The sequence below is a fragment of the Citrobacter sp. XY323 genome, from assembly GCF_025106035.1.
GTDB classification, from domain to species: Bacteria; Pseudomonadota; Gammaproteobacteria; order Enterobacterales; family Enterobacteriaceae; genus Citrobacter; species Citrobacter braakii.
On the sequence record NZ_JANYUK010000013.1, the window covers coordinates 148,109 to 163,231 of the forward strand.

Consider the following 15,123-nt stretch of genomic DNA (forward strand, 5'->3'; position numbering starts at 1 on the left):
CAATGAAAATAATGCAGAATTCCGAATTCTGCACAACCTGAGGATATTCCATTTTCAGAACATTCGATTGCAACGAGGTGTGAACACAACCTGGTAACGTTTAACTCTATAATAGGCACAGGCTATTCTATCGATAGTTCTCCTCCATGTAATTGCTTGATACTTATCAAAATAGTAATCCCCTCATTTCCTATGATGGTCAGGTCTGACAAAGACTGTCTATTAATTATTCTAATTTTCTGGGTCACAATAACTCACAACTGTGAGGGTAAAATAATGAAAATCATTACCCGTCTTACCGTGATTGCCATAGCTGGCGTCGCGATTTGTTATTTTGGATTATCCGGTTATGTGTGGTATCACGATAATCAACGGAGTAAACAGGCTGATGTTCAGGCCTCTACGCTGGAAGAAAATAATAAAGTACTAGGGTTCTTACGTGAAAAAGGATGCGATTATTGTCACACTCCTTCGGCTGAATTACCTTTCTATTCTTCTTTTCCCGTCGCTAAGCAGTTGATGAATTACGATATTCAACTGGGATACAAATCATTCAATCTGGAGGCCGTTCGTGCGGCGCTGGTCGCGGATAAACCCGTTTCGCAAAGCGATCTGAATAAAATTGAGTGGGTGATGCAGTACGAGACCATGCCGCCGACGCGTTATACCGCACTGCACTGGGCTGGCAAAGTAAGCGATACGGAGCGAGCAGAGATCCTGGGCTGGATTGCGAAACAGCGTGAGCAGTACTACGCCAGTAACGATACTGCCACGCAGCATCGTAATGAACCTGTACAGCCGATACCGGAAAGCATCCCGACCGATGCCCGCAAAGTAGCGCTTGGTTTTACGCTTTACCATGACCCGCGTATTTCCGGCGACAGCACGATTTCTTGTGCGCACTGTCACGCCCTGAATGCGGGCGGCGTGGATGGCCGGAAAACGTCAATCGGTGTCGGCGGCGCGGTTGGCCCTATCAATGCGCCAACGGTATTTAACTCGGTCTTTAACGTTGAGCAATTCTGGGATGGCCGTGCGCCAACACTGCAGGCGCAGGCCGGTGGCCCACCGTTGAACCCTATCGAAATGGCGTCAAAATCCTGGGATGAAATTATCCAGAAACTGGACAAGGATCCGCAACTTAAGCAAGAGTTCATTGCCGTTTATCCGCAGGGATTCAGTGGGGATAATATTACCGATGCGATTGCTGAGTTTGAGAAAACGCTGATTACGCCAAATTCGCCGTTTGATAAATGGCTGCGTGGTGATGAAGCGGCCTTAACCGCTCAGCAAAAACATGGCTATCAGTTGTTTAAAGATAATAAGTGCGCGACCTGTCATGGCGGAATTATTTTAGGCGGACGTTCATTTGAGCCATTGGGTCTGAAAAAGGACTTTAATTTCGGCGAGGTCACTGCTGCAGATATTGGCCGCATGAACGTCACCAATGAATTACGTGACAAGCTGCGTCAGAAAGTCCCTGGATTGCGTAACGTTGCGCTGACTGCGCCTTATTTCCATCGCGGTGATGTGCCTACGCTCGACGGTGCGGTAAAACTGATGCTGCGTTATCAAGTGGGTAAAGAACTGCCTCAGGAAGATATCGACGATATCGTGGCATTCCTCGAAAGCCTTAATGGGGTATATACACCGTATATGCAGGGTAAATAATTTCTCTGTGGTCCAGATTCGGACGTAAAAAAACCGACTTCACGTCGGTTTTTTTACGCTTCAGCCCGAGTTGGTGGTTCTGGCCGAAGTGAGAGTTCCATCATCTAACGCTTCAATCGTATTACCTTACCGGTAGTATTGCAAGAATACGCTGGTTGTTTTGATTAAAACAACTGTATACTTATCCAGTTAGCTCTGAAGCATTTTCATTCCGGACGCGCGCTAAACGCTTTCTAAGTCCTGATCGGCTGTACGGGTGGTGCCGTTGGCCGATGCTCTGGCCGGAGTGAGAGTTCCATCATCTAACACTGGGACATGCGCCGTGACAGGCAATGGATGAGTAAGCGGATGCATTCTCACTCCATCTGATGGAGAAAACGGGTGATTGATAAAGCAATCATCGTTCTGGGAGCGTTAATCGCGTTGCTGGAGCTGATCCGCTATCTGCTGCAACTGCTGAACTGATAGCGGAAACGTAACTAAGGGCAAAGAGCTAACCCCTCTTTGCCCTTTAACATTCCTGAAGCGCGATTAACGCATGGTCACGAACTCTTCAGATGCCGTTGGGTGAATGGCAACGGTGTTATCAAAGTCTTTCTTGGTTGCGCCCATTTTCAGAGCGACCGCGAAGCCTTGCAGCATTTCATCCATCCCAAAACCAATGCCATGAATACCGACAATCTTCTCTTCCGGACCGACGCAAACCAGCTTCATGCGGCACGGCTGACGGTGGGTGGTGACAGCGGTATACATCGCGGTAAACGATGATTTATACACTTTCACCTGATCATCGCCGTGCTGTTCGCGAGCCTGCTGCTCGGTCAGGCCCACGGTACCAATAGGCGGATGGCTGAAGACCACGGTCGGGATGTTGCTGTAGTCCAGATGCTCGTCCGGCTTGTTGTTAAACAGACGCTCGGACAGACGGCGGCCCGCGGCAACGGCAACCGGCGTCAGCTCAACGGCCCCGGTGTTATCGCCGACGGCATAAATACCCGGCACGCTGGTGTTCTGGAATTTATCAACGACGATGTAGCCTTTTTCGTTGGTTTTCACGCCAGTAACCGCCAGGTTGAAGTTGTCGGTGGCAGGTTCACGACCGATCGCCCAAATCAGGCAATCTACCGTTTCGCTACGACCATCTTCCAGTTGCAGGGTCAGGCTGCCATCAGCGTTTTTAACGACCGCTTTTGGTATCGCGTGAGTATGCAGAGTCGGGCCTTCGGCGTTCATCACCTCAACCAGCGTGTCGACGATCATTGGGTCGAAGCTGCGCAGCGGCGCGTGTTTACGCACGAACAGATGCGTTTGTGCACCTAGACCGTTAATTACGCCCGCCAGTTCAACGGCGATGTAGCCTGCACCAACAACGGCCACGCGTTTTGGCAGCGCGGGCAGCTCAAAGAAACCGTCGGAGTCGATACCGTATTCCACACCCGGAATGCTTGGATGGCTCGGGCGACCACCGGTAGCAATCAAAATATGATCGGCAGTAATGGTTTCACCGTTCACTTCAATGGTTTTGGCATCCACAAAGCGGGCAAAGCCTTTAATCACATCGACATTATTTTTGCCCAGCACGTTGTCGTACGAGGTATGAATGCGATCAATATAAGCGGTACGCGTGGCGATCAGTTTATCCCAATCGAACTTATTGATGGTGGTGTCGAAACCGTAATCCGGCCCGTACATGTGGATTGCTTCGCGGACCTGTGCGGCATGCCACATCACTTTTTTCGGTACGCAGCCAACGTTAACGCAGGTGCCGCCTAGCTCTTTGGCTTCAATCAGCGCGCATTTCTGGCCGTACATTGCTGCACGGTTAATGGAGGCAATACCGCCGCTGCCGCCGCCAATAGCGATGTAATCATAGTGCTTGGTCATGACCGCTCCTTCATGTTCATTGTAGGGCGGAGAAGCGTTACGCCATCCGCCAAAATATTCGCGATTGTATACCTGAAATTAAAAGGTTCCACCGATGACTGCGATTACTCCGGCACGATCCAGCTTACCGACGTATGACCGGTTCCTGCCGGAACCAGTTTGCTGTGCAACCACGGCAGGACACTGTTCATCTGCTGCTCCAGCTTCCACGGCGGGTTTATTACAATCATACCGGACGCCGTCATGCCGCGCTGATCGCTGTCCGGACGCACCGCCAGCTCAATCTGCAGAATTTTGCGGATACCGGTGTCTTCCAGGTCGTGGATCATGCGTTTGATTTGCTGGCGCAGAACTACCGGATACCACAGCGCATAGGTGCCGGTTGCGAAACGCTTATAGCCTTCGTTAATACCGGTCACCACCGCCTGGTAGTCGCTTTTGATTTCGTAGGGGGGATCGATAAGGATCAGCCCGCGACGGGAAACCGGCGGTAATTTTGCTTTTAGCTGCTGATAACCATCGGCTTTGGCCACGCGTGCGCGCTCATCTTTCTGGAATTCGCCGCGCAGCAAAGGAAAGTCGCTCGGGTGCAGTTCCGTTAATTGCAGGCTATCCTGTTCTCGCAGCAGCTGGCGAGCAATTAATGGAGAGCCGGGGTAGTAGCGCAGTTGGCCGCTACGGTTGAAGTGCTTCACCACGCCAATGTAGGGTTCCAGTTCGGCAGGCAAATCGTCCTGCTGCCAGATACGGGCGATCCCTTCCAGATATTCACCGGTACGTTCGGCATGCTCACTGCTCAGCTGATAACGGCCTGCGCCAGCATGGGTATCCAGATAGAGAAACGGTTTTTCTTTCTCTTTAAGCGATTCGATGATCAGGCTCTGGACGGTGTGTTTAAGGACGTCGGCGTGGTTGCCAGCGTGATAACTGTGGCGATAACTCAGCATGGGTAAACGTGTTCCAGGTTATAAACGTAGGCCCGAAAACAGCGCAATATCGGGCGAAAATAAAGCGTATCGCCACAGTATACAGAAAAGTCGTCACTGCCGCGAAAGCGCAACGCCTGGCATTGAAATCCTCTACACTTAACCCCATTGTACAAATTAATATGCACAGCGCCGGATACGCGCTTCATTCACTCTTTTCAACAGGACCGCGCTAATGACCAATCCATTGCTGACCCCCTTCGAACTGCCGCCATTTTCTAAAATTCAGCCTGAGCACGTCGTGCCTGCCGTGACTAAGGCGCTGAACGATTGCCGCGAAAACGTTGAGCGAGTGGTTGCGCAGGGCGCGCCGTACACCTGGGAAAATCTTTGCCAGCCGTTGGCGGAAGTTGACGATGTGCTGGGGCGTATTTTCTCTCCGGTTAGCCACCTGAACTCGGTGAAAAACAGCCCGGAATTGCGCGAAGCCTACGAACAAACGCTGCCGCTGCTGTCTGAATACAGCACCTGGGTTGGACAACATGAAGGTCTGTACAAAGCGTACCGCGACCTGCGTGACGGCGATCATTACGCCACCCTGAACACTGCACAGAAAAAAGCGGTCGATAACGCGCTGCGCGATTTTGAGCTTTCTGGTATTGGTCTGCCGAAGGAAAAACAGCTGCGCTATGGTGAGATTGCCACCCGCCTGTCTGAGCTGGGCAATCTCTACAGCAATAACGTCCTCGATGCCACGATGGGCTGGACTAAGCTGGTGACTGATGAAGCGGAACTCTCCGGCATGCCGGAAAGCGCGCTGGCGGCTGCAAAAGCCCAGGCTGATGCTAAACAGCAGGAAGGCTACCTGTTAACGCTGGATATCCCAAGCTACCTGCCGGTGATGACCTACTGTGATAACCAGGGGCTGCGTGAGGAGATGTATCGCGCTTACTCCACTCGCGCGTCTGACCAGGGGCCAAACGCTGGTAAATGGGACAACAGCCCGATAATGGAAGAGATCCTCGCGCTGCGCCACGAGCTGGCACAGCTGCTGGGCTTTGAAAGCTACGCTTTTAAATCTCTGTCCACCAAAATGGCGGAAAACCCGCAGCAGGTACTCGACTTCCTGACGGACCTGGCGAAACGTGCCCGTCCTCAGGGCGAGAAAGAGCTGGCTCAACTGCGCGCCTTCGCGAAAGCAGAATTTGGTGTTGATGAGCTGCAGCCGTGGGATATCGCTTACTACAGCGAGAAACAAAAACAGCACCTCTATAGCATCAGCGATGAGCAGCTGCGTCCATACTTCCCGGAAAACAAAGCCGTTAACGGCCTGTTTGAAGTGGTTAAACGTATTTACGGCATTACCGCTAAAGAGCGCACTGATGTTGACGTCTGGCACCCGGAAGTACGTTTCTTCGAACTGTATGACGAAAACAACGAACTGCGCGGCAGTTTCTATCTTGACCTGTATGCCCGTGAACATAAACGTGGCGGGGCGTGGATGGACGACTGCGTCGGCCAGATGCGTAAAGCCGACGGTACGCTGCAAAAGCCTGTTGCCTACCTGACCTGTAACTTTAACCGCCCGGTGAACGGCAAACCCGCGCTGTTTACCCACGATGAAGTGATCACCCTGTTCCACGAGTTTGGCCACGGTCTGCACCATATGCTGACCCGTATCGAAACCGCCGGTGTTTCAGGTATCAATGGCGTGCCGTGGGATGCGGTCGAACTGCCGAGCCAGTTTATGGAGAACTGGTGCTGGGAGCCCGAAGCGCTGGCATTTATCTCTGGTCACTTTGAGACCGGTGAGCCGCTGCCCAAGGAGCTGCTGGATAAAATGCTGGCGGCGAAAAATTACCAGGCGGCGCTGTTTATTCTGCGTCAACTTGAGTTTGGCCTGTTTGATTTCCGTCTGCACGCGGAGTTTAACCCACAGCAAGGGGCGAAAATCCTCGAAACGCTGGCGGAAATTAAAAAGCAGGTCGCCGTGGTGCCGGGCCCAACGTGGGGCCGCTTCCCGCATGCCTTCAGCCACATTTTTGCTGGTGGCTATGCGGCGGGTTACTACAGCTACCTGTGGGCCGACGTGCTGGCGGCGGATGCATTCTCTCGCTTTGAAGATGAAGGGATTTTCAACCGTCAAACCGGACAATCGTTCCTCGATAACATTCTCACCCGTGGTGGTTCTGAAGAGCCGATGGAACTGTTCAAGCGCTTCCGTGGCCGTGAGCCGCAACTGGATGCAATGCTGGAGCATTACGGGATTAAAGGCTGATTATTCACGTGAAAATCTGCTTAGTAGATGAAACAGGCGCCGGAGACGGCGCCTTATCTGTTCTTGCCGTCCGCTGGAATCTTACGCACGATGAAGATAACCTGATGGCGCTGGTGATGACACCGGAACATCTGGAACTGCGTAAACGTGATGAGCCCAAACTCGGCGGTATCTTCGTGGATTTCGTTGGCGGTGCGATGGCCCATCGGCGCAAATTTGGCGGTGGTCGCGGCGAAGCGGTGGCGAAGGCGGTTGGCATTAAAGGCGATTACCTGCCGGATGTGGTTGATGCGACTGCAGGGCTGGGGCGCGATGCGTTTGTGCTGGCCTCAGTAGGCTGCCGCGTGCGAATGCTGGAACGTAACCCGGTCGTGGCGGCGCTGTTGGATGATGGCCTGGCGCGAGGGTATGCTGACCCGGAAATCGGTCCGTGGCTGCAGGAACGTTTACAACTGATCCACGCCTCAAGCCTGACGGCGTTAACCGATATCACCCCGCGTCCGCAGGTGGTGTACCTCGACCCGATGTTCCCGCATAAGCAGAAAAGTGCGCTGGTGAAAAAAGAGATGCGCGTGTTTCAGTCGTTGGTGGGGCCGGACCTGGATGCGGATGGGCTGCTGGAGCCTGCGCGTCAGTTAGCCACTAAACGTGTGGTAGTGAAGCGCCCGGATTACGCACCGCCGCTGGCGGATGTCGCCACGCCGAACGCGGTAGTTACGAAAGGGCATCGGTTTGATATTTACGCGGGGACTCCTGAATAGCCTTTCCACTTAACTCGATCATGGGTGGTGGTCATCATAATGCTCCCAAATCTTCGGATGTTGGCGCTTATTTAAAAATAAGCGCCAATGATATTAGCTTATTCACCTAAACCATTTTCGATTTCGGCGCTAAGTTTTTGTAATGCAATTTGGGCATCTTCACCCAGGAATACGATATTGACTTCATGGCCTTTTTTTATACCCAGGGACATGAGAGCCATTAGACTCTTTGCATTTACGTATTTATCACTTCTTGCAAGATTTGCGATCTTAACTTCACATTTAAAGGGTTTTAATGTCGCAACCAGGTTTGCTCCTGGACGAGCATGTAGACCATGCTCATTTTTTATGATGAAACGAGCATTGCAATTGGCATCAGGCATCATAATTAACACTGTGTCGTTGGAATTAAATTTTCAGCATCCAGCGCTAAATATTGCTGTGCAACATTAAGCGTCACAGGGTGATTTTTAGGTAAGCCAATGATTTCGGCAGCGGTAGTCAGCAATCCCATTCGTTGCATTTTCTGTTGCAGTTTGACAGAGGCTTGATCGTCTTCGGCATAATAAGCAAGGCCGCAAGCGATCGCTTTTGTGAGGGGGGTGTAATCGAGGTCGTGTTTAAGACAAAGTTGCACTACACCCATTAAGCGATCCTGATAAGCCAATTTCCGAATAGGATCATAGGCGACACGATGAATCGAATCCGGGAGTTCGTTTTTAGCTTTAGGTAAGTACTCCAGATCTTTTAATGCTTCACGCGTGATTTGTGGGTATTCGGTCATTACCGCAGTAATTGTGACATCGTGTACCGCATTGGCCAAATCTGAAACCTGAGGATCGGCTGAGGCATCAGGAATGGTTTTGTAACCTTTCAGATGTCCATACCAGGCGGTAGTAGCGTGAGGGCCATTAATGGTAAATACTTTGATGTCTTTGAGCATTTCCAGATGTTCGCGTGGCTCTAGCCATTCCACACCACTGATGTCGTTATAAAGAGGAGTTTGAATGATCAAAGAGGCAACGGCGGTGCTGTCTATCTGGGTTGCGTAGTGCGTTTTGGCATCGGTGGAGCGTCTGACAATTGAGTCGCGGATCGCTACGTGGGTGTCGAACCATTGACGCGCTTCAGCAGATGGGATTGCGTCACGGTACCAGCCTTCAATATCTTTAATAATATGATTTTTATTTGTCAGGCAAATTAATGACATTTTTTTGTTTGGGTCAATATGATATTGATGCTCAAAACATTTGCCAAGATACTGAGCGGATTCTGCAAAATCCTCTGGATAAAGTGGACACATAATGACAGAAGACTCAAGAAAGTCATTCATGACAGAATAGTTGTCATCGGTCAAAAAAGCATTAAAGTTGGTGATTTCGTGTAAAATGATGTCATCAGTACGAAAAACCTGAACGGTATATTTGTTTTCACGGTTCAGTTCATCAATAACTCGTTGGTCTTTATCCAGAAAGGTTATATCCCAGCCAGCATTGTCAAACGTTTCGCCCACAAAGCCTTTACCAAGGCGGCCAGCGCCTATAATTAATACGCGTTTCATTATAACTCCTCATATTATTAGATATCCTTGCTCGTGAATATATGATTTATATCCTTGAGTGAGGACACCACGAAATTAGATCTGGTCTCAAGTTTTTCTTCGGTTACAAGAATGGCAACTTCATTTGAGACTTCAGCCATTTTTTGTTTGGTATAACACTCATCCAGATCGGGAATAGTTACACCGACTTCACTGTCAACATGCGCAACACCCATAAAGTATATATCCGGGCGAATAGCATTTAATTCACGAATAGTTTCAGCACCAATTAAAACCAAAGAGTTTTTATAAAGCCTGCCCCCTAATCCTATAACCTCTACATTCTTGTAATCACTTAATAAATGCAGAATAGGGATGTTATTAGAAACAACAGTGCATTTTAAATCTTTGGGTATTAGCTTTATGAGTTCGTAGTTAGTTGTTCCTCCGTCAATTAAAATGACGCTATTTTCTTTAATTAAATGTACGGCTTTCTTTGCCAGCTTTACTTTCTCACTGGTGTTCAGATCCTGCCGGATATTAAACTCAGTGATGGCAGGCCCGACGCGTATTGCGCCACTATGAACACGATGAATTACTCCTTGATTCGCAAGCTCATTTAAGTCGCGTCTTATGGTGTCCTCAGAAACCTTAAGACGCTCACTTAATTTACTGACAACAATCTTTTTCTCTTTCTCAAGTATTTGAAGAATAATATCTTGTCTTGCCGCTTTCATCGTAATGACTCATTTTATTCAGAGAATAATGAGTATATCTTAGATGTTTAGCACTTGTAAAATATATTCTATGGAATTAGCGGTTCGTAATGCCTGAACATTCTTTTCTTCAATGCAAATTAAGGCGATTTTATTTAACAAGTCCATATGTTCGCCTTCTTTACCCGCGATACCTATGGTTATATAGGCAGTATTTCCATCACCAAAGTCTATACCGTCAGGAAACTGTACTAAAGAAATGCCTGACTTAATGATTTCGCAATCTGAACCATCGGTACCATGTGGTATTGCTAAACCATTGCCTAAATAAGTTGAAACAATCTCCTCTCTGAGTTTCATTCTCTGAACGTATTTATCTGTCACATAGCCATTCATTCTCAGAATATTTCCAGTAAGGGTTATAGCTTCAAATTTATCGTTGGCATGTGCATTAAGAATAATGTTCTCGGGGATAAAGATGTCACTCATGCTGGCACCTCTTCATGGTTTTCATGATTATGCGATTTTATAAACGCAACTGTTTCGTCATAATCACTCAACTTAATAAAGTTATTAACGGTCATAAACACAGTATCGGTGTTTTCACAGCTTAATTTTGCGCGCTCAAGGAGCCCAGATAAAGTAATTACCATATCGTAGTCTCTACCCACTCGGTTTGCTGAATCGTTAATAACCTTAATATAGCCGAGCCCTTCTTCTTGTAGTCGTTTACGTAGAACAGAAGCGCCCATTGCGCTAGAACCCATCCCGGAATCACATGCGACTAATATACGTTGCACCTTTTTTACGCTGGTATTGGATAAGCCCGGGACAAAATCAGCCACAGATTTAACCTGACGCCCGCCGACAGTCACTGGGCTTTCATCATCATCTTCTGAACCGGGGCTGATTTTAAGTATTAACCAGCCCAGCGCGCATGACACGATAAACCCCGCGCTGATGGACACCAGATTGGCAACGATGGCGCTTTTCGGCGTCATCATGGCGATAGCGATTAAACTGCCTGGAGATGCAACGCCGATCAACCCGCCTTCCATGATGACTTGTAAGAATAAGGAGACGGCAAGTCCTCCCATTGTGGCGAATACCAGTAATGGATTTGCCAGCACAAACGGAAAATAGACTTCACCGATCCCCGCTATACCTGCAATAAACATCGCCATCGGTGCTGTTTTCTTCGCGCGTCCACGTCCAAACAGGGCTATCGCCATTAATGTTCCGAGCAGTGGGCCATTATTGGTATCCACCAGGAACATGATTGATTTACCCAGTTCGGGAACCTGGGCGAAACCAATTGGTGCGAGAATGCCGTGGTTAACCACATTATTCAGGAACAGAACCTGAGCGGGCGCCATAAACACGGACAGTAAAGGGAGTAAATTATTGCTGGTACACCAGTTTACCCCTGACGTGATAATGACAATCAGCAGGCGGATAACCGGCCCAACGGTCATATAGGCGAAAATAGCGCATATCAGGCCAATAATTCCGAGACTGAAATTATTGACGAACATTTCAAATCCCGGCTTAATTTTGTCCTGCACTTTTTGGTCAAATTTCTTCAACAGCCAGGAAGAGAGTGGCCCCATGACCATCGCCCCACTGATCATCGTGATTTCTGACCCGACGATAACGCCCATTGTCGCGAATGCAGCAATGACCCCTCCACGTTGACCGTGGATGTTATATCCTGCGGTATAGCCAATCAGTAATGGAAAAAGGTAATTCAGGATTGGGCCAACCATTTCACCTAATTTTTCATTAGGGAACCAGCCATTAGGGATAAAGATGGCGGCCATTAAACCCCATCCCACAAACGCTCCCAGATTCGGCATAACCATGCCGCTCATAACTCCACCAAACTTTCTAATTTTTGCTAACGCAGGGCTATTGGCAATTCGACTGTTCCCCATGGTCGGCTCCATTCTTATATTGATGAGTGATTAATGATGCGATTTACCGCCGGTAATATTGATTACGGACCCGGTGATATAAGAAGAATGATCGGAAACCAGGAAAGAGATCAGGTCGGCAATCTCTTCAAGTTTCCCCGGACGACCAAGAGGAATAATGCCTTTATAGTCTTTATGAACATGATTTGGATCGGTTCCTCGTGTGTAAGCCAGCGCCCGGAAATTGGCTTCGCTGTTCATTGGCGTTGGTACATTGATGGCTGGCTCAACGCTAACAACGCGCACATTGTGGGGGCCCAACTCTTTCGCCCATGAAAATGTGAAGGCGTTAACGGCGGCTTTCGTTGCGGAATAGCAGCTCTGCCCGCGTGAACCCTGAACACCAGCTTCAGAAGTCATATTGATAATGACGCCTGATTCTTGTTCGACCATCTGGCGCCCAATGGACTGCGATACCAGAAAAACAGCTTTCTGGTTAACATTGACCATAAAGTCGAAATCATCTTCGCTCAGTTCATATTCTGGTTTTTCCTTAAATACATCGACTAACAGGCGTGGACGGCTGACACCAGCATTGTTGACTAAACCGTCTATATGACCAAACCTCTTTACCACTGAGGCCGTGAGCTGCTCAACTTCTGTTTTTTTGGTCACATCGCATTTGATAAAGATGATGTCGTCGAACTGGCTGAAGTTTTTATTGGGTGATAAATCGGCATAAACCACGGTTGCACCGTTGGCGTAGAGATTCTCAACCATTTTTTCACCCAGGCCCATACTGCCACCCGTCACGACCACGACTTTACCGGAAAGATCCAACCACTTTGTTGCTTGATCCATTTACGTTCTCCCATTTTTCACGATTGACTGACAGCAGCTGCCTGGGTATTTGACATTCGATGCCCGCAGCATATTGTTTACATGTTGATGCGGTTTTTTGCGTGTTTATAATCTATGCGCAGAAAAACGCATTGCCTACGAAGATCGTTGATTTTTGCGATGCTAATCACAGGATACATTTTAAATTCTTTTAATTCAGTTGGTTGCTTTGGTTTCTGGTGTTTTGCGTAAAGGATCGCATTTCTGGCGTGTACGATTGTTAATCGATTCATTAATGCGTTTATTTGCGCGTTTTCTTTTTTAATGCGTCTTTATGCGTGATTAAAATTGAGGGGAATAATTGATAAAGAAGCATGTATATAACTGATGGGGCATTGCTGGGGAGGTTGTATGGCACTGGCGACTTCCTGACAGAGTGATTGTCCGTCAGGAAGACTATGTTTACTGGAGGTTAGACAAACGGTGCGTATGGGTCAGCCATCTCAAATGCGACGGCTCTTTCCGCTTTCGGCGGATAAATCAGTTCACTGACAATCGATACTTTCAGTTTCTTCGCTTCTGCGCGAGTGAGTTTGACCTGCTGATCCCATCCTTCGGTATACACCGCCCCCCACGCGCCGAGATCCAGACAGGTGACGTACATCTCCTGACGGTACGGTGAAGGTTCTACTCCTAGCAGGCTTGCAGCGGCGTTATTACCGGCAAATTTACCCAACAAAATAGCGTGCTGGCAGGTCATTAACGCATGGTTGCCTTTGTCATCGGTGGCGGCGTAGGCCACATCGCCAGTGGCGTAGATATCATCATGACCCACGACCTGCAGATTGGCATTCACATGCAGGCGGCCCTGTCGATCGCGCGGGGCGTTAATCTGTGCTGTCAGGCTATTGGCCTGCACGCCGACGGTCCAGATAACTGTTTGAGAGGCAATAACCTGCCCATCTTTCAGCGTTACGCCGCCAGCATCCACGCTTTCTACTTCTGCATTTACCAACCATTCGATGCCCAGTTCAGCGGAGGCTTCGATTATCACGTCGCGTAATTCCTGGCTCCAGCGCCCGGCAGGCTGAGCACCGCGTTCAACTACGACCACTCTGGTCTTAGCATCGGCACCCAGAATCTCACGCAGACGACCAGGTAATTCCAGCGCCATCTCAATCCCGGTAAAGCCGCCGCCACAGACCACCACCGTATTGCGAGTCTCACTTTCCGGCTGTAATGCCAGGTCTGTAATGTGCTGCTCCAGTGCGGTGGCGCTCTCGAGCTGGTCGAGGTCAAACGCATGCTCGGCTGCACCGACAACGGCGTCGCGGTTAACGTGACTCCCGCTGGCGAGTACCAGGCGGTCGTAGCGGCGCAGATGAATTTCTCCGTTGGCATCTTTCCAGCTCACCTCTTTAGAGTCCGGGATGATCTGCTCGACGTGACCTTGCAGGAAGTTGACGCCGGTAACGTCAAACAAGGGTTGCAGTGGGGCGACCAGGGTTTGTACGGCGCGTTCATAAAAGCGTGGGCGGACACGCAGCTCAGGCTGTGGTGCAATTACTGTAATATCAATGGCCTGCTGATGTTTATCCGCCAGTCGTGCGGCGCTTAATGCTGCCCACATACCGGCAAAGCCGGCGCCCACGATCAGAATTCGTTTACGCATTGGGGGGTTCTCTCTGGTGACTACGAATAATTTACTCGGATTTTATTTGTCGTAGTTAAGAATTGCAATGCGATCAGGATCCTTTTTGTCCTGATGTCGTAGGGTGTTTGATTATATATTTGATAAATATATGATTAAAGTTTTTATATAAATATGGGTTGTGCTGCTGTCTGGAATGAATGAGACGAAAAAGCTACAATTAACTCAGATTCATTTTGGCTGAGATAAGAGAATGGCATTTTACAGTTCCGGGGTTGAGTACGGCATTCATAGCCTGATGTGTATGGTCGACAGCAAGGGCGACGCGCGGGATATGAGTGTGCGGGAAATTGCCGAGCTGCAAAGCGTGCCGTACGACTACCTGGCGAAAATTTTCACCCGTTTATCGAAAGCGGGCCTGGTGCGCAGTATTGAGGGAAAGGGCGGCGGTTTCCAGTTGGCTAAACCTGCTGAACACATTACGGTGCTGGACGTGGTGAATGCCATTGATGGCGATAAGCGCATCTTTGAGTGTCGTGAGATTCGCCAGCGGCTGGCGGTATTTGAGGAGCATCCGCCGGAGTGGGCCTGTGAAGGCATTTGTGGTGTGCGCTCGGTAATGGATATGGCTCAGCAGCGAATGGAAGAAGCGCTCGGTCAGCATACGATTCTGGATTTGGCGCGCAAAATGTACCGCAAAGCGCCGGACACTTTTGTGGTCGAAGTTCAGGAGTGGATTAACGCGCGCAAAGGGTAGCGATTGAAAATGCCCGGTGCTCATCCTCGGTGAGAAGCGCTTTCCGCTGGCGCGATAAGACCGAAGTCTTAATCAACGCAATATCGTTCATGGTCATGTCCATTCATGATGACCTGTTTGTATAAACTACGCTCTTACAATGCAGGACTTAAAAGGCAAAAAAAACCGCGATGTGACTCGCGGTTA

Annotated in this window: 14 protein-coding genes; 5 read left to right on the plus strand and 9 right to left on the minus strand. The window is 49.2% G+C overall.

Annotation, left to right across the window (positions count from 1 at the left end; all coding sequences use genetic code 11):
- Positions 1-276 precede the first annotated feature (276 nt).
- Positions 277-1,671, plus strand: a complete 1,395-nt coding sequence (locus tag N0B36_RS18125) for a cytochrome-c peroxidase (RefSeq protein ID WP_016157700.1) — start codon at positions 277-279, stop codon at positions 1,669-1,671.
- 381 nt (positions 1,672-2,052) lie between these two features.
- Positions 2,053-2,136: a damage-inducible type I toxin DinQ gene (gene dinQ, locus N0B36_RS18130; protein WP_003837776.1), complete on the plus strand. Its 84-nt coding sequence runs from the start codon at positions 2,053-2,055 to the stop codon at positions 2,134-2,136.
- Positions 2,137-2,202: 66 nt separating this feature from the next.
- On the opposite strand, the gene gorA is transcribed toward dinQ, so the two are convergent.
- Both gorA and N0B36_RS18140 read right to left on the minus strand, forming a co-directional pair.
- Positions 2,203-3,555, minus strand: a complete 1,353-nt coding sequence (gorA, locus tag N0B36_RS18135; RefSeq protein ID WP_046274489.1) for a glutathione-disulfide reductase — start codon at positions 3,553-3,555, stop codon at positions 2,203-2,205.
- 104 nt (positions 3,556-3,659) lie between these two features.
- Positions 3,660-4,502 carry a 23S rRNA (adenine(2030)-N(6))-methyltransferase RlmJ gene (locus N0B36_RS18140; RefSeq protein ID WP_016154881.1) on the minus strand — a complete coding sequence of 281 codons (843 nt, stop codon included), beginning with the start codon at positions 4,500-4,502 and terminating at the stop codon, positions 3,660-3,662.
- A gap of 214 nt (positions 4,503-4,716) precedes the next feature.
- Between N0B36_RS18140 and prlC the strand changes: the two genes are divergently transcribed.
- Positions 4,717-6,759: an oligopeptidase A gene (prlC, locus tag N0B36_RS18145; RefSeq protein ID WP_046274490.1), complete on the plus strand. Its 2,043-nt coding sequence runs from the start codon at positions 4,717-4,719 to the stop codon at positions 6,757-6,759.
- Positions 6,760-6,767: 8 nt separating this feature from the next.
- Positions 6,768-7,520 (plus strand): 16S rRNA (guanine(1516)-N(2))-methyltransferase RsmJ, encoded by a 753-nt coding sequence (gene rsmJ, locus N0B36_RS18150; RefSeq protein WP_049042429.1) that lies wholly within the window; start codon positions 6,768-6,770, stop codon positions 7,518-7,520.
- A 98-nt stretch (positions 7,521-7,618) separates the two neighbouring features.
- Here rsmJ and N0B36_RS18155 read toward each other — a convergent pair whose 3' ends face one another.
- The 7 genes from N0B36_RS18155 to N0B36_RS18185 all read right to left on the minus strand — a co-directional run bounded on the left by N0B36_RS18155 (position 7,619) and on the right by N0B36_RS18185 (position 14,201).
- Entirely contained in the window at positions 7,619-7,906 is a 288-nt protein-coding gene (locus N0B36_RS18155) for an HPr family phosphocarrier protein (RefSeq protein WP_029139725.1), read from the minus strand.
- Positions 7,907-7,908: 2 nt separating this feature from the next.
- Positions 7,909-9,081, minus strand: a complete 1,173-nt coding sequence (locus N0B36_RS18160) for a mannitol dehydrogenase (protein WP_019078100.1) — start codon at positions 9,079-9,081, stop codon at positions 7,909-7,911.
- A gap of 17 nt (positions 9,082-9,098) precedes the next feature.
- Positions 9,099-9,797, minus strand: coding sequence for a DeoR/GlpR family DNA-binding transcription regulator (locus N0B36_RS18165; RefSeq protein WP_049283126.1), 699 nt, complete (start codon positions 9,795-9,797; stop codon positions 9,099-9,101).
- A 39-nt stretch (positions 9,798-9,836) separates the two neighbouring features.
- Positions 9,837-10,265, minus strand: coding sequence for a PTS sugar transporter subunit IIA (locus tag N0B36_RS18170; RefSeq protein WP_047501384.1), 429 nt, complete (start codon positions 10,263-10,265; stop codon positions 9,837-9,839).
- The gene (locus tag N0B36_RS18175) at positions 10,262-11,710 is read right to left on the minus strand and encodes a PTS mannitol transporter subunit IICB (RefSeq protein WP_016157692.1); all 1,449 of its coding nucleotides are present in this window, start codon (positions 11,708-11,710) and stop codon (positions 10,262-10,264) included. Before N0B36_RS18175 ends, N0B36_RS18170 begins: the two co-directional genes overlap by 4 nt.
- A gap of 30 nt (positions 11,711-11,740) precedes the next feature.
- On the minus strand, positions 11,741-12,550 hold the full coding sequence (locus N0B36_RS18180; RefSeq protein WP_016157691.1) for a sorbitol-6-phosphate dehydrogenase subunit: 810 nt from the start codon (positions 12,548-12,550) through the stop codon (positions 11,741-11,743).
- Positions 12,551-13,001: 451 nt separating this feature from the next.
- Positions 13,002-14,201: an NAD(P)/FAD-dependent oxidoreductase gene (locus N0B36_RS18185; protein WP_047501388.1), complete on the minus strand. Its 1,200-nt coding sequence runs from the start codon at positions 14,199-14,201 to the stop codon at positions 13,002-13,004.
- 232 nt (positions 14,202-14,433) lie between these two features.
- Here N0B36_RS18185 and N0B36_RS18190 point away from each other — a divergent pair, with 232 nt between their 5' ends.
- On the plus strand, positions 14,434-14,937 hold the full coding sequence (locus N0B36_RS18190) for an Rrf2 family transcriptional regulator (RefSeq protein ID WP_016154877.1): 504 nt from the start codon (positions 14,434-14,436) through the stop codon (positions 14,935-14,937).
- The last annotated feature ends 186 nt before the right edge of the window (positions 14,938-15,123 follow it).